Genomic DNA, 22,761 nt, shown 5'->3' with positions numbered 1-22,761 from the left:
GCGGGGTTCAGTATGCCGCCCGTGCGCTTGCGTATGATTTGCCGCTCCCCGCAGCCATGACCATCCCCGCTTCATTCATCCAGGAACTCATCGCGCGCGCCGATGTGGTCGAAATCGTCGGCCGCTACGTCCAGCTCAAGAAGGCCGGCGCCAATTTCATGGGGCTGTGCCCCTTCCACGGCGAGAAGTCGCCCTCGTTCTCGGTCAGCCCGACCAAGCAGTTCTATCACTGCTTCGGTTGCGGCGTGCACGGCAACGCCATCGGCTTCCTCATGGAACATGCGGGCATGGGCTTCGTCGAGGCCGTGCACGACCTGGCCGGCCAGTACGGCCTGGTCGTGCCCGAGGACGACGTCTCGCCCGCCGAACGCGCCCGCGCCGCCAGCCAGCGCCAGAAGCAGGCCACGCTGACCGACGTGCTCGAGAAGGCCGGCGACGCCTACCGCAAGGCGCTGCGCCAGGCGCCCGGCGCCATCGACTACCTCAAGGGCCGCGGCGTGTCGGGCGAGATCGCCAAGCAGTTCGGCATCGGCTATGCGCCGGCCGGCTGGCGCGCGCTGGCCAGCGTGTTCCCCGACTACGACGACCCGCTGCTCGCCGAGAGCGGGCTGGTGATCGTCAACAACGAGGAAGGCAAGCTCAGCGACGAAGAGGCCAAGCGCTACGACCGTTTCCGCGACCGCGTGATGTTCCCGATCCGCAACGTCAAGGGCGAGTGCATCGGCTTCGGCGGGCGCGTGCTCGGCGACGAAAAGCCCAAGTACCTGAACTCGCCCGAGACGCCCGTCTTCAGCAAGGGCCGCGAACTCTACGGCCTGTACGAAGCCCGCGCCGCCTTCCGCGACCGCGGCTACGCGCTCGTCACCGAAGGCTACATGGACGTGGTCGCCCTTGCCCAGCTCGGCTTTCCGAATGCGGTGGCCACGCTTGGCACCGCCTGCACGACGGAGCACGTGCAAAAGCTCTTCCGCTTCACCGAATCGGTGGTGTTCAGCTTCGACGGCGATGCCGCCGGCCGCCGCGCCGCGCGCAAGGCGCTCGATGGCGCCCTGCCCTACGCCACCGACACGCGCAGCATCAAGTTCCTGTTCCTGCCGGCCGAGCATGACCCCGACAGCTACATCCGCGCGCACGGCGCCGAGGCCTTCGCGGGCTTCGTGGCCGAGGCCACGCCGCTGTCGCGCTTCATGCTCGAGGCCGCCCGCGAAGGCTGCGACCTGAGCTCCGCCGAGGGCCGCGCCCACATGACCAGCAACGTGCGTCCGCTCTGGAGCGCCATGCCCGACGGCGCGCTCAAGCGGCAGCTGCTCAGTGAGATCGCCACGCTGGTGCAGCTCGACGCCGCGGCGCTGTCCGACCTGTGGGCCACGGCCACGGCCGCGCCCGGCCCGCGCAAGGGCGCCGGCGCACCGTCCCAGGCGCCACAGCGCCACAGCGAACCCGACAGCTACGGCAACGACCCCGGCGACTACTACCCGGACATGCCGCCGACGCAGGACTACGAGCCGCCGCGCTACGAAAACGAGAGCAAACCCAAGTTCCAGCCGCGCAAGTTCACCAAGGGCAAGCGCTGGGGCGGCAAGTTCGAGGAGCCCATCGAGCCGCTGCGCGGACGCGGCAAGCCGCCGAGCCGGCCCGACGTGGCGGTGCGGCTGGTGCTGTCGAACATGGCGCAGTGGGAGGCGCTGTCCCACGAGCTGCACGTGATGCTGTGCGACCTGCCGGGCGAGCACGGCGCCCTCTTCACCTGGCTGGACAGCCAGCTGCACGAGCACGGCGTGCAACCCTGGGCGGCGCTGCGCGAAGGCCTGCGCGGGCTCGATTTCGCGCCGCTGGCCGAGCGCCTCATGAGCGTTTCCGAGGCCGGGCCGGTGCCCGAGGGCGAGGAAGAACAGCACTTGGCCGAGGCCGCCAAGGAGCTGGGGAGCGTGCTCGACTTCATGCTCGACGACCGCCTCAAGGCCCAGCAGAGCGAGGCCATCGCTTCGGTCGGAAAAGACCCGAAAGCCCTGGAACGCTACAAGGCACTGGAAGCCCGCCGGCTCGAATTGCGTGACCGCATTCGCGCGTCGGGGACAGATACTGCTTGAAATTTGCGCAACAGGCTATAATGTAGGGCTTCGCAACTGGCGAAATTAGGCAAGAGCGACAGCAGCACCTCCGGGCCGACCCCTAGCGCAACGCACTCCAACGGTAAATTCCGGCGGAAAGGGTCAATAACCGCAAGGACTGCACACCAAATGTTCGCCCGACATCTTGCCTGGTGAGGAATTAATTCCTCGTTTCCCAATTGTTTTGTCCGTGCCTGTGCACGGGCATGGTGGTGCTGTCCGCGTGGCAGCGCGCCTGTGATCCCGCTTGTCTTTTCTTGTCGTAACGAGGTCGTATGCCCAGTTCAAAGAAGCCTGCTCCTTCACTTGCCAAAAGCGCCAAGAGCGCTGCCACCAAGCCCGCAGCAGAGAAACCGCTGAAAGCCGGTGCCAAACCGGCAACCAAGACGGCTGCCGCCGCGTCCAAAACGGCAGCCGCAACGAAAGTGAAAACCGTGCCCACGAAATCGACCTCTCTCGACGATCCAAAAAAAGCCGCGGCCACTGCCACGGCTGCCCCCGCCGCCAAGAAAGTTGGCCGTCCGCCCAAGGCCGCCGGCGCTGCCGCCGCGCCCGCCACCGGTGCCAAGCGCGGGCGCAAGCCCAAGGCCGCCAAGGAAGCCGGCGAGAGCGACATCGACCTGTCGGACATCGAGGAAGACCTGGCCGGTGACGAGCCCGCGGCCGTCGCGACCACCGAAGAGAAGGTCAAGCCGCTGCGCATGAAGATCAGCAAGGCGAAGGAACGCGCCTTGATGAAGGAGTTCGGCCTCGACGAGACCGTGCTCTCCGAAGAAGACCTGGCCAAGCGCCGCTCGCGCCTGAAGACCCTGATCACGCTGGGCAAGACCCGCGGCTACCTCACGCACGGCGAAATTTCCGACCACTTGCCCGACAAGCTGGTCGACGCCGAGACCATGGAAGTCGTGGTCACCATGCTCAACGACATGGGCGTGGCGGTGTACGAGCAGACGCCCGACGCCGAGACCCTGCTGCTGAACAACACCGCGCCCACCGCCACCACGGTGGAAGAAGCCGAGGAAGAAGCCGAAGCAGCTCTCTCCACGGTGGACAGCGAATTCGGCCGCACCACCGACCCGGTCCGCATGTACATGCGCGAAATGGGCACGGTCGAGCTGCTGACGCGCGAAGGCGAAATCGAAATCGCCAAGCGCATCGAAGGCGGCCTGATGGCCATGATGGAAGCCATTTCGGCCTCCCCCGCCACCATCGCCGCGATCCTCGAAATGGCCGCGACCATCCGTGAAGGCAAGGTCGTCATCTCGACCATCGTGGACGGCTTCTCGAACCCGAACGAGGCCGACGACTACGTGGCCGAAGAAGACTTCGACGAATTCGACGAAGAAGACGACGACGACGGCAAGGGCGGCTCCAAGGCCCTGACCAAGAAGCTCGAAGAGCTCAAGAACGAAGCCCTCTCGCGCTTCGACCGCATCGCCGAGATGTTCGAGAAGATCCACAAGATCTACGAGAAGGAAGGCTACGGCACGCCCGCGTACACCAAGGCCCAGCAGGCCGTGTCCGACGAGCTGATGACCATCCGCTTCACGGCCAAGACCATCGAGAAGCTGTGCGACCTGGTGCGCACGCAGGTGGACGACGTGCGCAAGAAGGAACGCGAACTGCGCCGCATCATCGTGGACAAGTGCGGCTTCCCGCAGGACGAGTTCATCCGCGACTTCAGCGGCTTCGACAAGAACGGCAACCGCATCGCCTCCAACCTGCTGAACCTCAAGTGGGTCGAGAAGCAGGCCGCGGCCGGCAAGCCCTGGAGCGCCGTGCTCGCGCGCAACATCCCGCCGGTGCAGGAACTGCAGCAGAAGCTCACCGACATCCAGTCGCGCGTGGTGGTGCCGCTGACCGAGCTCAAGGACATCAACAAGCGCATGAACGAGGGCGAATCGTCCTCGCGCGATGCCAAGAAGGAAATGATCGAGGCCAACCTGCGCCTCGTGATCTCCATCGCCAAGAAGTACACCAACCGCGGCCTGCAGTTCCTCGACTTGATCCAGGAAGGCAACATCGGCCTGATGAAGGCGGTCGACAAGTTCGAATACCGTCGCGGCTACAAGTTCTCGACCTACGCGACGTGGTGGATCCGCCAGGCCATCACCCGCTCGATCGCCGACCAGGCGCGCACCATCCGCATCCCGGTGCACATGATCGAGACGATCAACAAGATGAACCGCATCTCGCGCCAGCACTTGCAGGAGTTCGGCTTCGAGCCCGACGCCGGCATCCTGGCCGCCAAGATGGAGATCCCGGAAGACAAGATCCGCAAGATCATGAAGATCGCGAAGGAGCCGATCTCGATGGAAACCCCCATCGGCGACGACGACGATTCGCACCTGGGCGACTTCATCGAGGACAGCAGCAACACGGCCCCCATCGAGGCCGCCATGCAAGCCGGCCTGCGCGATGTGGTCAAGGACATCCTCGACTCCCTCACGCCGCGCGAAGCCAAGGTGCTGCGCATGCGCTTCGGCATTGAAATGTCGACCGACCACACGCTGGAAGAAGTCGGCAAGCAGTTCGACGTGACCCGCGAGCGCATCCGCCAGATCGAAGCCAAGGCGCTGCGCAAGCTGAAGCACCCGTCGCGTTCCGACAAGCTGCGCAGCTTCATCGACACCCTGTAATCCAGGTTCGCTGAAGCCCAAGCGCCCGCCTTGCCCCTCACCCGGGCGGCGGGCGTTCTCGTTTTTCCACCGACACACTACAAGTACAACGGAGCCGCCTTTCCATGAATCCCGACGCAGACAAACTCTGGCAGGCCCCGCGCTGGGCGCTTGCCGTGCTGCTCGCCGTGCTGGGCATGCTCGGGCCCTTCTCCATCGACACCTACATCCCGGCCTTCTCGGGCATCGCGAAATCGATCGGCGCCACGCCGGCCGAGATGCAGCAGACGCTGTCGGCCTACCTGTTCGGCTTTGCCTTCATGAACCTGTTCCACGGCGCGCTGTCGGACAGCTTCGGCCGCCGGCCCGTGGTGCTGTGGGGGCTGGCGGTGTTCACGCTGGCCTCGCTGGGCTGCGCGCTGTCGCAGAACATCACGCAGCTGGTGCTGTTCCGTGGCCTGCAGGGCCTGTCGACCGGCGCCGGCATCGTGGTGTCGCGCGCCGTCATCCGCGACATGTTCCCGCCGGCCGAGGCGCAGCGGGTGATGAGCCAGGTCACGATCTACTTCGGCGTGGCGCCGGCCATCGCGCCCATCGTGGGCGGCTTCCTGTTCGTGCACGCGGGCTGGCACTCGATCTTCTGGTTCCTCGTGGCCGTGGGCGTGGTGCTGTTCGTCGCCAACTACAAGCTGCTGCCCGAGACGCTGCACAAGGACCACCGCCAGCCCTTCCAGGTGCGCCACCTGATGCGCGGCTACCGCGACCTGTGCTCCGACCCGCGCTTTCTCTTGCTGGCCTTCGCGAGCGGCGTGCCGTTCAACGGCATGTTCCTCTACGTGCTGGCCGCGCCCGCGTTCCTGGGCGACCACCTGGCGCTGCAGCCGCAGCAGTTCTTCTGGTTCTTCCTGCTGACCATCGGCGGCATCATGCTCGGCGCGCGCGCCAGCGGCCGCATGGCCGGCAAGGTGGCGCCCAAGCGGCAGATCCGCGACGGCTTCCTGATCATGATGGTCACCTCGGTGGTCAACGTGGTGGCCAACATCTTCTTCCAGGCGCATGTGGCCTGGGCCGTGTGGCCGCTGGCGGTGTTCGCCTTCGGCTGGGCGCTGATGGTGCCGGTGGTCACGCTGCTGGTGCTCGACCTGCACCCCGAGCGCCGCGGCATGGCCTCGTCATTGCAGGCCGTGATCGGCTCCACCGCCAATGGCGTGGTGGCCGGCGCGGTGGCGCCGCTGGTGATGCACTCCACGCTGGCACTGGCCCTCACCTCCGCGCTGATGCTCACGATCGGGCTGGTCGCCTGGGTCTGGCTGCACCACCGCTGGCCCGACATCGGGCGTCGGGTGGCGCACGAAGAAGCCTGAGGGGGACGGGGGATGCGATTCGCCGCACTGTGGACTTATCTGCGCGCCTGGCTCCCGGGCCCTTCCAACGTCAACGCGCGCGAGCGCCTGCGCGCCGTGGGCGGCGCAGGCATCGGGCTGCTGATCACCGGCCTGCTGTGCCGCTGGCTGGCCGTCCCGCTCGAGCATGCGGTGTGGCTGGTCGCACCGATGGGCGCCACCGCCGTGCTGGTGTTTGCCGTGCCCGCCAGTCCGCTGGCGCAGCCCTGGTCGGTGATCGGCGGCAACACGCTGTCGACGCTGGTGGGCATCGCCTGCGCCAGCTGGATTCCCGACACCGCCGTGGCCGCTGCCGTGGCTGTGGCGCTGGCCATCGGCCTGATGTTCTTCACGCGCTGCCTGCACCCGCCCGGCGGCGCGGCGGCGCTGCTGGCGGTGCTCACGCACACCACCGATTTTTCGGCGGCGCTGTTCCCGGTGCTCGTGAACTCGCTGCTGCTGGTGCTGGCCGGCGTGGCCTACAACACGCTCACGGGGCGGCGCTATCCGCACGTGCAGGTGGCGCGCCCGCCCTCGCCCGATGCGCGCTTCAGCCAGGCCGACATCGACGCCGTGCTGTCGCGCTACAACCAAGTGCTCGACATCAGCCGCGACGACCTCGAGTCGCTCATCCAGCAGACCGAGCTCGAGTCGTACAAGCGCCGCCTGGGCACGCTGCACTGCGCCGACATCATGTCGCGCACGCCGATCTCGGTGGAGTTCGGCACGCCGCTGCAGGAAGCCTGGACGCTGATGCACCAGCACCGCATCAAGGCCCTGCCCGTCACCGATCGCACGCGCCGCGTGGTCGGCATCGTCACGCAGGCCGACTTCTTCCGCCAGCTCGACCTGCAGCACCACGACGGCATCGCCGGCCGGCTGCGCGACCTGATCCGCGCCACGCGCACGGTGATGTCGAACAAGCCCGAGGTGGTCGGCCAGATCATGACGCGCCAGGTGCGCGTGGCCAGCGCCGACCGGCCGGTGGTCGAGCTGGTGCCGCTGTTCTCCGAAGGCGGGCATCACCACATTCCGATCATCGATGAAGAGAAGCGGCTGACGGGGATGATCACGCAGTCGGATTTCGTGCGGGCGCTGTACCGCGCGGTGAGCCCGGCGTAGCGCCCGTACGTCGCCCTCCCCCTCTCCCGAAGGGGAAGGCGCAAGGCTTCACTCCAGCACCACGTTCGCCTTCTTCACCAGCGCCGCATAGCGCGCGGCCTCGCTGCGAAAGTAGCTCGCCGCCTGCTCGGGCGACGTGGGCTTGACGATGTTGCCCTGCTTGTCCATCGCCTCGCGCACCTCGGGCGCGGCAAAGGCGGCCACGATGGCCTCGTGCACGCGCTTGACGTCGGCCGGCTGCATCTTCGGCGGGCCAATCACCGCGAACCAGCCTTCGACCGCGTAGTTCGGCAGCCCCTGCTCCGCGATCGTCGCAATCTCGGGCGCGGCCGGCGAACGCGCCGGGCCGCACAGGCCGATGGCGCGCAGTGCGCCGCTCTTGAGATGCGGCTGCACCGCCGGCAGCGCGACCACGCCCATCTCGACCTGCCCCGCGATCATGTCGGTCACCATCGGCCCCGTGCCCTTGTACGGAATGTGCCGCGCCTTCACGCCGGCCTCGTCCATGAACATCTCGCCCGCGAGGTGGATGATCGTGCCGTTGCCCGACGAGGCGTAGTTGTAGCCCTCGGGTTTCGCCCGCAGCAGCGCCACCAGCTCCTTCACGTTCTTGGCCGGCAGCTTCGGGTTCACGGCCAGCACCAGCGGCGTGGCGCCCACCACGCTGATGGGCGTGATGTCGGCGATGGCGTCGAAGGGCATCTTCTTGAACACGCTCGGGTTGATCACATGGTTGTTCGACACCATGCCGAGCGTGAACCCGTCGGGCGGCGCCTTGATCACGGCCGAGGTGCCGGTGATGCCGCCGGCGCCCGGCAGGTTCTCGATCACCACCGGCTGGCCCAGCGCCTTGCCGAGCGCGACCGAGGCGGCGCGCGCGATGGCGTCCACGCCCGAGCCCGCGCTGATCGGCAGGATGAAGCGCACGGGCTTGTCGCCGCCCTGCGCGAACACCGGGCGGGCGGCCGACAGCACGACCGCCGACGCCCCCAAGCCGAGCAACGCACGGCGGTTGAATGAAGAAGAGGAAAACGGAATCGGGCTCATGGGTCTTGTCTCTCTTTGTCTTTGTCGGTGCTTGAAGGATCAGGCCACGGCCGCTTCGGCATGCAGCGCCTCGACCTGTTCGTGCGCGTAGCCCAGCTCGGCCAACAGCGCGCGTGTGTGCTCGCCCAGCGTCGGCGGATGCAGGCGCACGCCCAGGCGCTCGCCGCCGAGCGTGATCGGGAACAGCGTGGTCTGCGCCATCTCGCCGGCCCGCTCGCCATCAGGCAGGCGGATGTCGGCGAGGCCGCCGGTGGCCTGCAGGTGCGGATCGGCATACAGGTCTTCGGGCCGCGTGATCGGCGCGAACGGCAGGCCGCGCGCTTCGAAGATCGCCGACAGCTCGGCGGCCGAACGGTCGGCCAGGCGCGTGCGCAACGCGGCCAGCAAGGTCGGGCGCAGGCGCACGCGGTCGTTGTTGGTCTGCAGCGTGGCGTCGGCCTTCAGGTCGTCGAAGCCCAGCGCGTCGCAGAAGGTCTTCCATTGCGCGTCGCTCACGGCCGCCAGGAAGATCTGCTCGCCGTCCTTCACGGTGAACACGTCGTACAGCGCCCACGCCGAAATGCGCTCGGGCATCGGCGCGGCCGCCTGCCCGGTGATCGCGTACTGCAGCATGTGCTGGCCGACGAGGAACACGTTGTTCTCGAACAGCGCCGACTGCACTTCCTGCCCCCGCCCGGTCTCGGCGCGCTGCATCAGCGCGGCGATGGCGCCGATGGCACCGAACATGCCGCCCATGATGTCGTTCACGCTGGTGCCCGCACGCAACGGATCGCCGGGGCGCCCCGTCATGTACGCGAGCCCGCCCATCATCTGCACCACCTCGTCCAGCGCGGTGCGGTGCTCGTACGGGCCGGGCAGGAAGCCCGTGTGGTTCACGTACACGAGGCACGGATTGAGCTTGCCCAGCGCGGCGTAGCCCAGGCCGTACTTGTCCATGGTGCCGGGCCGGAAGTTCTGTGCCACCACATCGGCCGTGGCGCACAGGCGCAGCGCGGCCTCGAGCCCCTGCGGATGGCGCAGGTCGAGCGCGATGCTCTTCTTGTTGCGGTTGAACATCGGGAAGAAGCCCGCACCCGCGCCCAGCAGGTGCCGCGTGCGGTCGCCGTCGATGGGCTCGACCTTGATGACCTCGGCGCCCAGGTCGGCCAGCACCATGCCGCAGGTCGGCCCCATGACCATGTGCGTGAACTCGACCACGCGGATGCCGGCGAGCGGCAGGCGTTTGGCTTCGGTGCTCATGCGGCGACGCCCTCCACCGGTGCAAAGGTCTTCGGAAAGCCCGCGCGCCACACCGTGCCCTGCAGCGTCTCGCCGTCGAGCCAGCCGGCCACGCGCTTCCTCAGATCGAGCAGCTTCGACAGATCGACACCCGTCTGCACGCCCATGCTCTCGAGCATGAAGACGAGGTCTTCGGTGTCGACATTGCCGCTCGCGCCCGGCGCATGCGGACAGCCGCCGATGCCGGCCAGGCAGGCGTCGAAACGCGTGATGCCGACCTCCAGCGCGGCGTAGACATTGGCCAGGCCCAGCCCGCGCGTGTCGTGGAAATGCCCGCACCACAAGCGGTCGCCCGCGATGCGCAGCGCGCGCTCGAACAGGCTGCGCACCATGGCCGGATCGGCGTAGCCCACCGTGTCGGCGAGGCTCACGCGGTCGGCGCCGGCGTCGAGCAGCGCCTGCATCAGGCGCAGCACCTCGTCGGGGTCGACATGGCCCTGCAGCGTGCAGCCGAAGGCCGTGCCCACGCCGCCGTCGATCAGCGTCTTCGAGCCCGCCGCGTCGCGCGCCGCGCGGATGCGGCCGACCTCGGCCACCACCTCGTCGGGCGTCTTGCGCAGGTTGGCCAGGCTGTGCGCGTGGCTGGCCGACAGCGGCACCATCATCAGGTCGGCCTCGCCCGCGATGGCGCGCTCGGCGCCCTTCAGGTTGGGCACCAGCACCGAGGCGAAAAGCCCTGGCAGCGTCTTCGCAAAGGCCAGCAGCTCGGCCGTGTCGGCCAGCTGCGGCAGCAGGTGCGCCGGCACGAACGAGCCGACCTCGATCTCGCGCTGGCCGGCCGCGTGCGCGTCGCGGATCCATTCGAGCTTGCGTGCGGTAGGCAGCACGCGGGCAATGCTTTGCAGGCCATCGCGCAGGCCCACTTCGCGGACGACCGCGCGCGGCGGCAGGAAGGCATGAATCAAGAGCGTGTCTCCGTCGTGAGGGAATGACGCCGATCGTAGAAGTTCCGATTCAGTCCTGAAGGTATATTTTGGAAGCCGTTTGCTTCCAGATTGGAACTTCATGAGAGACCTCGACCTGACCACCCTGCGCCTGTTTGTCGCCGTCTGCGACAGCCGCAGCATCGCGCGCGCGGGCGAGCAAGCGAACATCGTCGGCTCGGCGATCAGCAAGCGCCTGGCCCAGCTCGAAGACACGGTCGGCACGCCGCTGCTGCTGCGCAAGCGCCGTGGCGTGGTGCCCACGCCGGCCGGCGAAACGCTGCTCGAACACGCGCGCGCCATGCTCGGCAGCGCCACCCGCATCGAGCGCGACATGGCCGCCTACGCGGGCGGCGCACGCGGACATGTGCGCATCCTGGCGTCGGCCTCGGTCATGGCCGAATCGCTGGCCGAGGACGTGGCGGGCTTTCTGCAGGACCCGGCGCACCGCAACATCCGCGTCGACATGGAAGAGCGCGTGAGCCCCGAGATCGTGCGCGGCATCCGCGAGGGCATCGCGTCCATCGGCCTGTGCTGGGACGCGGCCGACCTCGACGGGCTGGAGCGGCGCGACTACCGCTCCGACCACCTGGCCATCGTGGCCCACCCGTCGCACCCCGTGGCCCGCCATGACGCGGTGCGCTTCGAGCAGGTGCTCGACCACGAATTCGTCGGCATGCCCGCGCTCAGCGCCGTGCAGTTGATGCTGGCGCGCGAAGCGGCCGTGGCCGGCAAGCCGCTCGTGTACCGCGTGCTGGTATCGAACTTCGATGCGGCACTGCGCGTGGTGCGCGCCGGGCTGGCCATCAGCGTCGTGCCGGCGGAGGTCGCCCGGCCCTTCACCGAGGCCTTCGGACTGCGGCTGATGCCGCTCACCGACGACTGGGCGCGCCGGCGCTTCGCGATCTGCTTTCGCAGGGAGGCGGCGCTGTCGCCCTCGGCCCAGTTGCTGGTCGCGCACCTCGAGCGCTGTGCCACGGACCGCTCGGAAGCCACCTGATTCGTCCGATATCAGAAACGATCCATTGTGCTGGCGGTGGTTTTTGTTTCGTTTCGCGCAACCTAACATCCGCTCTGTTCACGCTGTCACCCTCAACCTCATCGACCGAAAGACACCGCCATGTTCCGCAGAACCCTCGTTGCCGCCGCCGCCCTGTCCGCCGCATTCGCCCTCGCGCCCTTCGCCGCCCAGGCCGCCCAGCCGCTGAAGATCGACGTCTACAACCCCGGCACGAAGTCGATGTTCCCCGTGTCGTCGGTGCTGGTCGCCGGCGCCACCGACGCCGTGCTGGTCGACGCCCAGTTCCAGCGCAACGACGCGCAGGCGCTGGTGCAGAAGATCAAGGACAGCGGCAAGAAGCTGACCACGGTCTACATCAGCCACAGCGACCCCGACTACTACTTCGGCCTGGACGTGATCCGCGCCGCCTTCCCCGACGCCAAGATCGTCGCCACGCCGCAGACCGTCGCCGCCATCCAGGCCTCCAAGGACGGCAAGCTCGCGCACTGGGGCCCGATCCTCAAGGACAACGCGCCCCAGGCGCTGGTCGTGCCCGAGCCGCTGGCCGGCGACAGCCTCGTGCTCGAAGGCAAGAAGATCCAGGTCGTCGGCCTGGACGGCCCCTCGCCCGCGCGCACGTTCGCGTGGATTCCCTCGCTGAAGGCGGTGGTCGGCGGCATTCCGGTGTCGGCCAACATCCACGTCTGGGTGGCCGACACGCAGACGGTGCAGTCGCGCCGCGACTGGCTCAAGACCCTCGACCGCATCGCCGCGCTGCACCCCAAGACCGTCGTGCCCGGCCACTACCTGCCGAACGCCGACGGCTCGGCGCCCTACAGCGTGGCCTCGGTGAAGTTCACGCGCGACTACCTCAAGGCCTTCGAGACCGAAGCCACCAAGGCCAAGGACTCGGGCGCGCTGATCGCCGCCATGAAGCAGCGCTACCCGAAGCTCGAAGACGCCTCGTCGCTCGAACTGGGCGCCAAGGTCATCAAGGGAGAAATGAAGTGGCCGCAGTAACCAGCAACGACGGCGACTCCGCCACGCTGCACTGCATCTTCGATCCGCTGTGCGGCTGGTGCTACGCCGCCGCGCCGCTGGTCGAGGCCGCGCGCACCGTGCCGGGCCTGCGCGTCGAGCTCCACGCCGGCGGCATGATGACCGGCGCCAACCGCCGCCCCATCACGCCGCAGTGGCGCGACTACGTGATCCCGCACGACAAGCGCATCGCCGAACTCACGGGCCAGCCGTTCGGCGAGGCCTACTTCGAAGGCCTGCTGCGCGACACCGGCGCGGTGATGGACTCCGAACCGCCGATCACCGCCATCCTCGCCGCCGAATCGCTGCGCGCAGGCGGCGGGCTGGACATGGCGCACCGCGTGCAGCAGGCGCACTATGTCGAAGGCCGGCGCATCGCGGAGGCCGGCGTGCTCGCCGAACTGGCGGTCGAACTCGGCTTCGATGCCGACGCTTTCGCCACGGCTTTCCAGCAGCACACGGGCGACGCCACCGCGCGGCACATCGCCGCGAGCCGCGACCTGCTGCAGCGCGCGGGCGGCCAGGGCTTCCCGACTTTCGTGCTGGCGCAGGCCGATGGCAGCGCGGGGCGCATCGACATCGGGCCTTGGCTGGGGCGTGCGGACGACTGGAAGGCACAGCTCGCCACCTTCGTCGCGCCGGCGCCTTCTGCAACTGCGCCGGAAGCCTGCGGCCCCGACGGCTGCGCGATCTAGCCGCATCGCCGGTCTGGGCCGGCGGTGGCCCCGTTCACCACAGAACGGGGCCGATTCGGGTATGCCGCCATCAAATGAGAACTATTCTCGACAATAATTCTCCTGCGATTCGCGCGCCACACCCCAGCCCATGTCCGCCCAACTCTCCTCCAGCCCGCTGCTGAAAGCCTTCCAGGACAGCTACCAGGAACTGGTGCGCTTCATCGCGCGCCGCACCGGCAGCCCGCACGAGGCGCGGGAGCTGGCGCACGACACCTGGGTCCGGCTGGCCGAACGTGCGCAAGCGCGGGACGACACCCCCGCCGACCCCGCCCCGCCCGAGGCCGCCGTGCGCGCCTACGTCTACACCGTGGCAGAGAACCTCGCCATCGACCACCTGCGCCGCCGCCAGCGCAGCGCGGAGCGCTTCAGCCCCGCCCCCGTCGACCTCGACACCGGGCTGACGACGGGACACGACCACCACAGCACACGGGACGTGGCCGACGGCGTCGCCCACCGGCAGGCACTCGACGCGGTGGATGCCGCGTTGCGGGCCCTGCCGCCGCGCAGCCGCGACATCTTCCTGGCCGACCGGCTCGACGGCGCCTGCCATGCCGAACTGGCGCGCCGCCACGGCGTGTCGATCAAGACCGTGGAGCGCGAGGTGATGCGGGCGCTCGACAGCGTCGAGGCCGCGCTGCACCGCTGGCGCGGCGACGTGGCACCGGTACGCACCGGGCGGCGCCGCGCGCTGTCGGCCCTGCTCGGCGTGGGCGGCCTCAGCGTCGGCAGCGCCGCGCTCTGGCAGGCCTGGCGCCAGTGGATGCCCGGCTACAGCGCCACCCTGGCGACCGCCATCGGACGCATCCAGGCGCAGGCGCTGCCCGACGGCAGCCGTCTCACGCTCGACGCCGCGAGCCGCGCCGAGGTCCAGTACTTCGCCACGCGCCGTACCGTGCGGCTGCTGGCCGGCAGCGCCTTCTTCGACGTGGCGCGCGACGAGGCGCGCCCCTTCATCGTCAGCGCGCTGGGCCACGAGATCACGGTGCTGGGCACGCGCTTCGAGGTTGCGCTGCAGGACGGCGGCGTGCGCGTCGCGGTGGAATCGGGCCAGGTGCGGGTGCGGGTGCGCAGCGCGAGCGGCGACGCGCGCGTGCTCGGCGCGGGCGACCGCGCCTTCATCGACACGGCGCTGCAGCTGTCTGCGGCCCAACCGGCCGCGAACGCTGTGAACAGCGCCGTGGCCCCGTGGCGCGACGGCTGGCTCGACTTTCATCACCAGCCGCTCGGCGAGGTGGTGGAGCGCCTGGCGCGCTACAGCCCGCGCCCCCTGCGCGTGGCGCCCGAGGCCGCGCAACTCCCGGTGTTCGGGCGCGTGCGCATTGCCGAAGCGGGCACCTGGCTGCGCCTGCTGCCCAACAGCCTGCCGGTGCGGGTGCGCGAAGACGACGGGGCGGAACGCGCCCTGGTCATCGAGCGCCGCCCGATCTCCTGACGCCGGCATCCGCCCGCTGGCCTTGCCTTGTCTTTCTTGCGATCTGCTTGAGGGATTGCGCTCGCTCGGTCGTATCAGTCCATGGAGCCCGGAACAACCGCCCTGCGGACATCCCGGAATTTTCATGACCCCGACCTGAACCGAGAGAACCGCATGCCCTCCCGCCACCTTCTTCTCCCCGCCGGCCGGCGCCACCTGATCGCGGCGGCCGTGCTGTGCCTGGTCGCTCAAGCCAGCCAGACCGCCTGGGCCCAGAGCGCGACACCGCCCGCCGCCGGCGCAGCCATCGCCTTCTCGATCCCCGCCCAGCCGCTGGACCAGGCGCTGAACCAGCTTGCGCGCCAGGCCGGCGTGCAGCTGCTGGCGGCGCCGGGCCTGCTGCAGGGATTGCAGGGCCGCCCGGTCCAGGCCAGCCTCAGCGTGCAGGCCGCCGCCGCGCAACTGCTCCAGGGCAGCGGGCTGGCCGGGCGCGTAGCGGGCAGCACGCTGGTGATCGAGAAAGCGCCAAGCGCCGCAGGCGCCACCCTGCCGGCCGTGACCGTGAGCGCCACGGCCGAACTCGAAACCAGCCTGGGCCCGGTGCCGGGCTATGTCGCCCGGCGCAGCCAGAGCGCCACCAAGACCGACACGCCGATCCTCGAAGTGCCGCAGTCGATCTCCGTCATCGGCCGCGAAGAACTCGAAGCGCGCGGCGTGCAGACCGTGATGGAAGCCGTGCGCTACGCACCGGGCGTGGTCGCCGGCAACTGGGGCTACGACGCACGCGGCATCGACTGGCTGCTGCTGCGCGGCTTCGACGCCACCGCGGGCAACGCCATGTACCGCGACGGCCTGCTGCTGCCCGCCTACTCGCTGACCGAGCCCTACGGCGTCGAGCGCGTCGAGGTGCTGCGCGGCCCGTCGTCGGTGATGTTCGGGCTGGGCGATGCGGGCGGTATCGTCAACCGCGTCAGCAAGATGCCGAGCAGCACGCCCACGCGCGAGATCGAAGTGCAGTACGGCAGCTTCCAGCGCAAGCAGCTGGCCGTGGACCTGGGCGGCGCCCTGAGCGACACGCTGAGCTACCGCCTCGTGGGCGTCGAGCTGGACAGCAACAGCCAGCAGCGCTATCCCAACGGCGCCCCCGCCGAAGTGAAGCGCAGCTACCTCGCGCCTTCGCTGCGCTGGCAGCCGTCGGCCGCCACCTCGTTCACCCTGCTCGGCGAGTTCCTGAAGAGCGATGCCAGCGACGACACCTTCAACGTGACCGACGCGAAGGGGCGCGACACCGGGCTCATCCAGGGCGAACCGAACTACAGCCGGATCAAGCAGCAGCAATCGTCGCTCGGCTACCTGTTCGAACACCACATCAACGACGACTGGACGGTGCGCCAGAACACGCGCTACTTCAGCTTCGACACCGACAAGCACCACGTGGTCGTCAACCTCGCACCCGACGGCTACACGCTGCGGCGCACCGCGCGCTTCGCCCCCGAGTGGGTCAACCAATGGACCGCCGACACGCAGCTGCAGGGCCGCGTGCGCACCGGCGACGTCGAGCACACGCTGCTGTTCGGCGTCGACTGGTCGCGCGTCCGGTACACGGCCAAGCAGTTCTCGGGGCCGGCGCCGAGCCTGGACCTGCGCTTTCCCGTCAACGGCCTGCCGGTGGCGGAACCGTTCCGGCCCGACAGCAACTTCACGCAGACCACCGAGCAGCTCGGCGTGTACGCACAGGACCAGATCAAGTTCGGCCCCCACTGGCTGCTCACGCTCGGTGGACGGCAGGACCACGTCAAGTCCGCCACCTACGACCGGCTGAAAAGCGAGCGCACGACACAGACCGACGACAGGTTCAGCGGCCGTGCGGCCCTGAGCTACCTCGTCGGCAACGGCTGGGCACCGTACCTGAGCTACGCCGAATCCTTCATGCCGACCAGCGGTGTCGACCTGAACAGCACGCCGTTCCGGCCCAGCCGTGGCAAGCAGGTGGAGGCCGGCGTCAAGTTCCAGCCCGAGGGCACGCGCGCGCTGTTCACCGCGGCCGTGTTCGACCTGCGCAAATCCAACGTGGTGACCTACGACCAGAACACCTTCGAGGCGCGCCAGATCGGCCGAATCCGCTCGCGCGGGCTCGAACTCGAAGCCAAGGCCGAGCTGGCGCGCGACCTGAACCTCACGGCCTCCTACACCTGGCTCGACACCCAGGTGCGCGAGAGCGCCAATGAAACCGAGCGCGGCAAGACACCGATCCAGGTGCCCCGCAACACGGCCTCGCTCTGGCTCGACTACACGATGGGCAACGGCTTCGGCTTCGGCGGCGGCGTGCGCTACATCGGCAAGCGCTGGAACGACGTGGGCAACACCTCGTCCGAAGGCGGCGTCGCGCTGCTCGACGCCACGGTGCACTACAAGCGCGGGCCCTGGCGCTTCGCCTTGAGCGCCACGAACCTGGCCAACCGCCAGTACGCCGCATCGCGCGCGTACAGCAAGTACTACCCCGGCAGCGACCGCGCGGTGGTCGCGAGCGCCAAGTACCAGTTCTGAGGCGCAACGCCTAGGCGACCTTCTCCAGGAACACCAGCCGGATCGGCGCGTCCAGCAGCGCGTCGAACCGCTTTTCGAAGGCCTGGAAATACGGCGTGGCGAAATGCGCGTCCAGCGCGGCCTGGTCCTGGAACGACTCGCGCATGTAGAAACTGCCGGGCTCGTCGCGCAGTTCGAACAAGGTGTAGTCGAGGCAGCCGGGCTCCTGCCGCGTGGGCGTCACCAGCGCGCTCAAGGCATCGCGCAGCGCCTCGCGCTGGCCGGTCTTGGCCTTCAGGACGGCGATGCTGATAAGGGGCGTGGTGCTCATGGGTCGGTGCGTTGTGAAGTTCGGAAGCCTGCAGTCTGCGGCGCCCCTCGCACATGAAAAAGCCCCCTCGCCCCGAAACTCCTTCAACCGCTCCTTGAAGATCGCGACCGCTTCAAGCGAGCGCTACCGGCTGCACTGGAAGCTCGCAGCCTGCGACGCATCCCCACTCACATAACGCGGCCACAGCGGCCACTCGCACAGCGGACGCGCGCGGGTCGTCTTGAATGGCGGCTGCACTTCCTGTTCAAGCAATTGCAGCCCGGCCGGCGCACGCCCGCGCTCGACCCAGTCGGCCAGCGCGCCGAGCATGTCGACGTTGGCCGGTGCGCCGCTGCCCACATGGTCGACACCGGGCGCGGTGTACAGGCGCATGAAGCGATCCACGTTCTCGCGGCCCATGCGTGCCACCACCGACTCGTAATAGCGGATGCCCGCGAACGGGCTCTGCGCGTAGTCGGCCATGTGCTCCAGCATCAGCAGCTTGCCGCCGCGCGCATGGAAGGCGCTCAGGTCGGGGTTGGTCGAGTCCATCAGCTGCGACACGGTGGCGATGCGCGCCGCGAAATCTTCGGCGCGGTAGTTGCGCACGTCGAGCGACGGATTGCGCGCGTAGAAATACTGCAGCGCCCCGCTGCCGTAGAACCACGCGATGCCGTTGCTCGGCTGCGGCGGCACGGTCGGTGCGGCAGTGCCTGTCCACCACGCGTTCCAGCCGCCCATCGACGCAAAGGCGGGCGTGCCTTCGCCGCCGATGCCCCAGCCCGGGTACTCGGTGACGCCATGCGCCAGCGGCACGGGCGAGCGCCACGGCGAGCGCAGCGTGCGCACCGCCTGCACCTGCGCGTCGTTGAGGCAGTTGTCGCCGCTCGTGCCCGACGCACAGCGCAAGGTGGCCGGGTCGAAACGCTGCAGGCAGGCCACCGGGTTCGACACGATGCGGTCGGCCACGCCGTCCGTCGCGTCGCACGACGCGAGCACCGCGTTGTGCACCAGCTGCACCTGCGCGGGCCGCAGCCAGCCTTCACCGAAGGTGGCGATGCCGTTGCGCGTGCCCGCATGCTGCAGCCCCGTCCAGTTGATCACCGGCACGCGGCTGAAGATGCCGTCGAAGTCCTGCGGATAACGCTGCGCCATCGTGAGCGCCTCGCGCCCGCCTTCGGAGCTGCCCATGAAGTAGAGCTTCTGCGGTGCGTGGCCGTAGGCGCGCTGCGTCAGCGCCACCGCCACGTCGCGCACCTTCTTGTACGAGGCATGCGCGAAATTCACGAGCGCCTCGTCGTTGAGCGCAAAGGCCTGCGGCGGCTGGCCCTGCACGTTCTGGTGACCCGAGTCGGTGCCGTAGGTCACGTAGCCCTGCGCGAGCGGCGTGGGCAGGTCGAAGCGTGCGGCAGGCACCAGTGCCAGGCCGGTGATCAGCGTGCCGTTGAAGCCTCCGCCGCCGTACTGCACGCTGCGCCCGTTCCATGCGAGCGGCAGGTTGACCTGGAACAGGATCGGCGGCGCGCTCGCGTCGAGCGGTGCGATGCGCCCGAGCACCTTGCAGTACGCAGGCATTGCCGGCGTGATGCGCGACGCGGGGCTGGGGCCGCGCTCGGCCACGGCGAGCGCGGACGCCGGCACCAGCGCCGCCGAGTCGATCGTCGCCGCGCCGCTGGGCAGGCCGATGGCGCTGGCCGCCACCGGCGCGCTGAGCGCCGCGCAAGACTGGGCCGGATCGGCGCCGAGGCCGAGGCGCATGGGGCCGTTCGGGGCTGTGCCGCATGCGGCGAGCAACGCGGCGGTCGCCAGCATGGCGCCCCCGCTGAACACTGTGTGGGGGATCGCCATCTGTCTGTCTCCTGGTTGTTTTTTGTGATCGGCCGCCGCTACCGCGCCACGCCCAGCAGCCGGTCGAGCACCTCCGGCTGCGCGCGCAGCGCCGCCGCGGTGTCGGCATGCACGATGGTCCCGTGGTCGAGCACCACGGCCTGGTCGGAAATCGCGAGGATCGCCTGCGGGTGCTGCTCCACGATGATCGCGGCCAGGCCTTCGTCACGCGTGATGCGGCGGATGGCGCGCAGCAGCTCCTCCACGATGATGGGCGCGAGGCCTTCGAGCGGCTCGTCGAGCAGCAGCAGCTTCGGGTTGAGCACCAGCGCGCGGCCCACGGCCAGCATCTGCTGCTCACCGCCCGAGAGCTGCGTGCCCAGGTTGGTCTTGCGCTCGGCCAGGCGCGGGAACATCTCGTAGACGCGCTGCGGGTTCCACTGGCCCGGGCGCTCCACGGCCGTGAGGTTCTCGTGCACCGTGAGCGACTTGAAGATGTTGCGCTCCTGCGGCACCCAGCCGATGCCCGCCGCCGCGCGCTGGTGTGGCTGCAACTTGTGCAGCGCCGCCTGCCCGCCGAGCGCGATGGTGCCGCCGTGCTGGCGCGTGGCGCCGGCCAGCGTGTTGATGAGCGTGGTCTTGCCCGTGCCGTTGCGGCCCAGCAGCGCGAGCGTCTGGCCCTCGCCGAGCGTGAACGCCACGTCGTGCAGCACCACGGCCTCGCCATAGCCGGCGCTCAGGTTCTCGATGCGCAGCAGTTCAGACATGGGCATGTTCTCCGTGGCCCAGGTAGACCTCTTTGACCTTCGGGTCGTTGGCGATCGTCTCGGGGTCGCCTTCGGTCAGCAGCGCGCCGTTGACCAGCACCGTCATGCGGTCGGCGAAGCTGAACACCAGGTCCATGTCGTGCTCGATGAGCAGCACCGACACGTCGGCCGGCAGCGCGGCCACGGTCTGCAGCAGCTCTTCGCGCTCGCCGGCGGGCACGCCGGCCACGGGCTCGTCGAGCAGCAGCACGCGCGGCTCGCAGGCCAGCGCGATGGCGATCTCCAGCAGGCGGCGCTTGCCGTAGGCCATGAATTTCGTCTGCTGCTGCGCCACGTCGGCGAGGTGGAACTGCTCCAGCAGTTGCCCGGCCCGCTCGGCGATGCGCTTGTCCGCGCCCAGCGGGCGCCACCACTGCGCGCCGATGCCCTTGTGCTGCGACACCACGAGCGCCAGCGTTTCCAGCGGCGTCATCGAATCGAAGAGCTGGTTGATCTGGAAGGTGCGCACCAGCCCGCGCGCCACACGCTTGTGCGGCGCGAGCGTGGTGATGCCTTCGCCGAGCAGCGAGATGCGGCCTTCGGTGGGCGTGAGCACGCCCGTCAGCAAATTGATCAGCGTGGTCTTGCCGGCGCCGTTCGGGCCGATGAGCGCATGGCGCGCGCCGCGCTTCAGTTCCATCGTGACGTTGTTCGTGGCCGTGATGCCGCCGAAGCGCATCACGAGGCCCTGGGTCGAGAGCACGGTGTCGGTCGTCATGCCGCACCGCCCTTCTTCTTCGCAGTGCCGAACCATGTCCACGGCTTGAGCAGGCGGTCGCGTCCCACGAGCACCAGCAGCACGAGGATGAGGCCGATCCAGAACATCCAGTACTGCGGCGTCACCGACGACAGCCAGGTCTGCAGCAGCTTGAAGACGATGGCGCCGGCCACGCCGCCGTACAGCCAGCCCACGCCGCCGATGACCAGCATCAGCAGCACGTCGGCCGAGCGGTCGAAGGCCAGCACGTCGAGTGAAGCGAAGCCGGTGGTCTGCGCCAGCAGCGCGCCCGCGGCGCCCGCGATGCCGGCGGCCACGGTGTAGACCACGGCGAGCCGCGACACCACCGGGATGCCGATGGCCATGGCGCGCAGCCGGTTGTCGCGGATGGCCTTGAGCGTGGCGCCGAAGGGCGAATGCACGATGCGGCGCATCACGAGGAACAGCACGAGCATCACGGCCAGCGAGTACCAGGCGGCCGTGCGGCCATACAGGTCGAACTCGAAGAGGCCGAGCACCGGCCCCATGACCACGCCCTGCAGGCCGTCGGCGCCGCCGGTGAGCCAGTCGAGCTTGTTGGCGAGTTCGAGCAGCAGCAGCGCGGTGCCCAGCGTGACCATGAGCCGCGTGAGGTCGCTGCCGCGCAGGATGGTCACGCTGGCCACGAGGCCCAGCACGGCCGACAGCACGGTGGCGAACACGAGGCCGACGGTCGGGTCGGGCATGACGAGCTTGGCGAACAGCGCGGCGGCGTATGCGCCGAAGCCGAAGAAGGCGGCGTGGCCGAGCGACACGATGCCGGTGTAGCCGAGGATCAGGTCGAGCGACATCGCGAACAGCGCGACGATGGCGATCTCGTTGACCAGCAGCGAGTGCGAGGGCATGGCCAGCGGCAGCGCGAAGGCCACGGCCCAGACCACGAACTCCCAGGGCCGCCAGCGCGCGGTGCGCAGCAGGGCCGATTCATAGGCAGGCGCGCTCATCTCAGCGGCCTCCCTTGCGCGTGAACAGGCCTTGCGGCCGCCACATGAGGATCAGGATCATGAGCAGGTAGACGGTGAACGCGCCCATCTTCGGAATGAAGTACTTGCCGGCCACGTCGGCAATGCCGAGCAGCAGCGCGGCGGCGAGCGGCCCGGTGATCGACGAGGTGCCGCCGACCGAGACGACGATGAGGAAATAGATCATGTACTTGAGCGGGAAGGTCGGGTCGAGCCCGAGGATTTCCGCGCCCAGCGCGCCGCCCAGCCCGGCCAGGCCCGAGCCCACGGCGAAGGTCAGCAGGAACACGACATTGACGTTGATGCCCAGCCCGGCGGCCACGCGCGGGTCGTCGACGGCGGCGCGCAGGCGGCTGCCGAAGCGCGTCTTCGAGAGGATGAGCTGCAGCACCACGGTGAGCACGGCGCACACGGCGATGATGAAGATGCGGTAGTGGCCCATGCCCAGCAGGAACGCACCGTCGCCGAATTCGCTGCGCCCGCGCAACCATTCGGGCAGTTGCAGGTTCTGCTGCGACGAGCCGACGAAGTAGTCGACGGCCGCGACGGCCATGAACGCCAGGCCGATGGAGAACAGCACCTGGTCCAGGTGCGGCTTGCCGTACATCGGCCGGTAGAGCGTGCGCTCCAGCAGCGCGCCGGCCAGCGCGACGACGATGAACGCGAGCGGCAGGCAGGCCAGGAACGGCACGCCGAACTTCTGCATCGCGAACACGGTGAGGTAGCCGCCCGCCATGGCGAAGGCGCCGTGCGCTAGGTTGATGAAGTTCATCAGCCCGAGCGTCACGGCCAGCCCCACGGCGAGGACGAAGAGCAGCATGCCGTAGGCGATGCCGTCGAAAAGAATGGTCAGCATGTCGGTTGTCTGGGTCTGGTGCGGTCGTTCAGGATGCTGCTATTCGGGGG

At 68.9% G+C, this 22,761-nt stretch carries 17 protein-coding genes and 1 pseudogene; 9 read left to right on the top strand and 9 right to left on the bottom strand.

Annotated elements, in window-relative coordinates:
* Positions 1–56 precede the first annotated feature (56 nt).
* From dnaG to AC1RL8_RS09510, 4 genes are all read left to right on the top strand, one after another.
* The gene (gene dnaG / locus AC1RL8_RS09525) at positions 57–2,090 is read left to right on the top strand and encodes a DNA primase (RefSeq protein WP_492685149.1); all 2,034 of its coding nucleotides are present in this window, start codon (positions 57–59) and stop codon (positions 2,088–2,090) included.
* Between the two features lie 296 nt (positions 2,091–2,386).
* Complete coding sequence (rpoD, locus tag AC1RL8_RS09520) at positions 2,387–4,750, top strand: RNA polymerase sigma factor RpoD (RefSeq protein WP_095950669.1); 2,364 nt, start codon at positions 2,387–2,389, stop codon at positions 4,748–4,750.
* Between the two features lie 104 nt (positions 4,751–4,854).
* Positions 4,855–6,093 (top strand): multidrug effflux MFS transporter, encoded by a 1,239-nt coding sequence (locus AC1RL8_RS09515; RefSeq protein WP_062470580.1) that lies wholly within the window; start codon positions 4,855–4,857, stop codon positions 6,091–6,093.
* A 12-nt stretch (positions 6,094–6,105) separates the two neighbouring features.
* The gene (locus AC1RL8_RS09510; RefSeq protein WP_492685148.1) at positions 6,106–7,233 is read left to right on the top strand and encodes an HPP family protein; all 1,128 of its coding nucleotides are present in this window, start codon (positions 6,106–6,108) and stop codon (positions 7,231–7,233) included.
* A gap of 48 nt (positions 7,234–7,281) precedes the next feature.
* Here AC1RL8_RS09510 and AC1RL8_RS09505 read toward each other — a convergent pair whose 3' ends face one another.
* Genes AC1RL8_RS09505 through AC1RL8_RS09495 form a run of 3 tightly spaced genes read right to left on the bottom strand, consistent with a single transcriptional unit; the run spans position 7,282 to position 10,463 of the window.
* A complete protein-coding gene (locus AC1RL8_RS09505) occupies positions 7,282–8,280 on the bottom strand; it encodes a Bug family tripartite tricarboxylate transporter substrate binding protein (RefSeq protein ID WP_095950667.1) in 999 nt (332 codons plus the stop codon).
* A 39-nt stretch (positions 8,281–8,319) separates the two neighbouring features.
* Entirely contained in the window at positions 8,320–9,519 is a 1,200-nt protein-coding gene (locus AC1RL8_RS09500; RefSeq protein WP_492685147.1) for a CaiB/BaiF CoA transferase family protein, read from the bottom strand.
* On the bottom strand, positions 9,516–10,463 hold the full coding sequence (locus AC1RL8_RS09495; protein WP_492685146.1) for a hydroxymethylglutaryl-CoA lyase: 948 nt from the start codon (positions 10,461–10,463) through the stop codon (positions 9,516–9,518). Before AC1RL8_RS09495 ends, AC1RL8_RS09500 begins: the two co-directional genes overlap by 4 nt.
* A gap of 100 nt (positions 10,464–10,563) precedes the next feature.
* On the opposite strand from AC1RL8_RS09495, the gene AC1RL8_RS09490 reads away from it, so the two are divergent.
* From AC1RL8_RS09490 to AC1RL8_RS09470, 5 genes and pseudogenes are all read left to right on the top strand, one after another.
* Positions 10,564–11,481, top strand: coding sequence for a LysR family transcriptional regulator (locus AC1RL8_RS09490; RefSeq protein ID WP_492685145.1), 918 nt, complete (start codon positions 10,564–10,566; stop codon positions 11,479–11,481).
* A 120-nt stretch (positions 11,482–11,601) separates the two neighbouring features.
* Positions 11,602–12,495, top strand: a pseudogene (locus AC1RL8_RS09485) (MBL fold metallo-hydrolase); the annotation flags it as partial.
* Positions 12,489–13,214, top strand: coding sequence for a DsbA family protein (locus AC1RL8_RS09480; RefSeq protein ID WP_492685144.1), 726 nt, complete (start codon positions 12,489–12,491; stop codon positions 13,212–13,214). The pseudogene AC1RL8_RS09485 and the gene AC1RL8_RS09480, both read left to right, overlap by 7 nt.
* 130 nt (positions 13,215–13,344) lie before the next feature.
* A complete protein-coding gene (locus tag AC1RL8_RS09475) occupies positions 13,345–14,688 on the top strand; it encodes a sigma-70 family RNA polymerase sigma factor (protein WP_492685143.1) in 1,344 nt (447 codons plus the stop codon).
* A 153-nt stretch (positions 14,689–14,841) separates the two neighbouring features.
* A complete protein-coding gene (locus AC1RL8_RS09470) occupies positions 14,842–17,214 on the top strand; it encodes a TonB-dependent siderophore receptor (RefSeq protein ID WP_492685142.1) in 2,373 nt (790 codons plus the stop codon).
* Positions 17,215–17,224: 10 nt separating this feature from the next.
* Here the strand turns inward: AC1RL8_RS09470 and AC1RL8_RS09465 are convergent, their stop codons facing one another.
* The 6 genes from AC1RL8_RS09465 to AC1RL8_RS09440 form a co-directional block, all read right to left on the bottom strand.
* On the bottom strand, positions 17,225–17,524 hold the full coding sequence (locus tag AC1RL8_RS09465) for a putative quinol monooxygenase (protein ID WP_492685141.1): 300 nt from the start codon (positions 17,522–17,524) through the stop codon (positions 17,225–17,227).
* A gap of 123 nt (positions 17,525–17,647) precedes the next feature.
* Positions 17,648–19,351: a tannase/feruloyl esterase family alpha/beta hydrolase gene (locus tag AC1RL8_RS09460; RefSeq protein ID WP_492685140.1), complete on the bottom strand. Its 1,704-nt coding sequence runs from the start codon at positions 19,349–19,351 to the stop codon at positions 17,648–17,650.
* 38 nt (positions 19,352–19,389) lie between these two features.
* A complete protein-coding gene (locus AC1RL8_RS09455; RefSeq protein ID WP_095744599.1) occupies positions 19,390–20,097 on the bottom strand; it encodes an ABC transporter ATP-binding protein in 708 nt (235 codons plus the stop codon).
* Complete coding sequence (locus AC1RL8_RS09450; protein ID WP_492685139.1) at positions 20,090–20,854, bottom strand: ABC transporter ATP-binding protein; 765 nt, start codon at positions 20,852–20,854, stop codon at positions 20,090–20,092. The genes AC1RL8_RS09455 and AC1RL8_RS09450 overlap by 8 nt, the downstream gene beginning before the upstream one ends.
* Entirely contained in the window at positions 20,851–21,837 is a 987-nt protein-coding gene (locus AC1RL8_RS09445; RefSeq protein ID WP_369644033.1) for a branched-chain amino acid ABC transporter permease, read from the bottom strand. Before AC1RL8_RS09445 ends, AC1RL8_RS09450 begins: the two co-directional genes overlap by 4 nt.
* Before the next feature lies 1 nt (position 21,838).
* Entirely contained in the window at positions 21,839–22,711 is an 873-nt protein-coding gene (locus tag AC1RL8_RS09440) for a branched-chain amino acid ABC transporter permease (RefSeq protein WP_119555745.1), read from the bottom strand.
* Positions 22,712–22,761 lie beyond the last annotated feature (50 nt).

It is taken from the genome of Variovorax sp. GW822-FHT04E09, from assembly GCF_058800845.1.
The sequence above is the reverse complement of the archived record's forward strand: the minus strand, read 5'-3'. Positions and strand labels throughout refer to the sequence as shown.

Excerpts from the sequence above, each read along its gene's own strand:
- dnaG (WP_492685149.1), top strand. The coding sequence starts at position 57 with ATGACCATCCCCGCTTCATTCATCCAGGAACTCATCGCGCGCGCCGAT.
- rpoD (WP_095950669.1), top strand. The coding sequence starts at position 2,387 with ATGCCCAGTTCAAAGAAGCCTGCTCCTTCACTTGCCAAAAGCGCCAAG.
- AC1RL8_RS09515 (WP_062470580.1), top strand. The coding sequence starts at position 4,855 with ATGAATCCCGACGCAGACAAACTCTGGCAGGCCCCGCGCTGGGCGCTT.
- AC1RL8_RS09510 (WP_492685148.1), top strand. The coding sequence starts at position 6,106 with ATGCGATTCGCCGCACTGTGGACTTATCTGCGCGCCTGGCTCCCGGGC.
- AC1RL8_RS09505 (WP_095950667.1), bottom strand. The coding sequence starts at position 8,280 with ATGAGCCCGATTCCGTTTTCCTCTTCTTCATTCAACCGCCGTGCGTTG.
- AC1RL8_RS09500 (WP_492685147.1), bottom strand. The coding sequence starts at position 9,519 with ATGAGCACCGAAGCCAAACGCCTGCCGCTCGCCGGCATCCGCGTGGTC.
- AC1RL8_RS09490 (WP_492685145.1), top strand. The coding sequence starts at position 10,564 with ATGAGAGACCTCGACCTGACCACCCTGCGCCTGTTTGTCGCCGTCTGC.
- AC1RL8_RS09475 (WP_492685143.1), top strand. The coding sequence starts at position 13,345 with ATGTCCGCCCAACTCTCCTCCAGCCCGCTGCTGAAAGCCTTCCAGGAC.
- AC1RL8_RS09470 (WP_492685142.1), top strand. The coding sequence starts at position 14,842 with ATGCCCTCCCGCCACCTTCTTCTCCCCGCCGGCCGGCGCCACCTGATC.
- AC1RL8_RS09465 (WP_492685141.1), bottom strand. The coding sequence starts at position 17,524 with ATGAGCACCACGCCCCTTATCAGCATCGCCGTCCTGAAGGCCAAGACC.
- AC1RL8_RS09460 (WP_492685140.1), bottom strand. The coding sequence starts at position 19,351 with ATGGCGATCCCCCACACAGTGTTCAGCGGGGGCGCCATGCTGGCGACC.
- AC1RL8_RS09455 (WP_095744599.1), bottom strand. The coding sequence starts at position 20,097 with ATGTCTGAACTGCTGCGCATCGAGAACCTGAGCGCCGGCTATGGCGAG.
- AC1RL8_RS09450 (WP_492685139.1), bottom strand. The coding sequence starts at position 20,854 with ATGACGACCGACACCGTGCTCTCGACCCAGGGCCTCGTGATGCGCTTC.
- AC1RL8_RS09445 (WP_369644033.1), bottom strand. The coding sequence starts at position 21,837 with ATGAGCGCGCCTGCCTATGAATCGGCCCTGCTGCGCACCGCGCGCTGG.
- AC1RL8_RS09440 (WP_119555745.1), bottom strand. The coding sequence starts at position 22,711 with ATGCTGACCATTCTTTTCGACGGCATCGCCTACGGCATGCTGCTCTTC.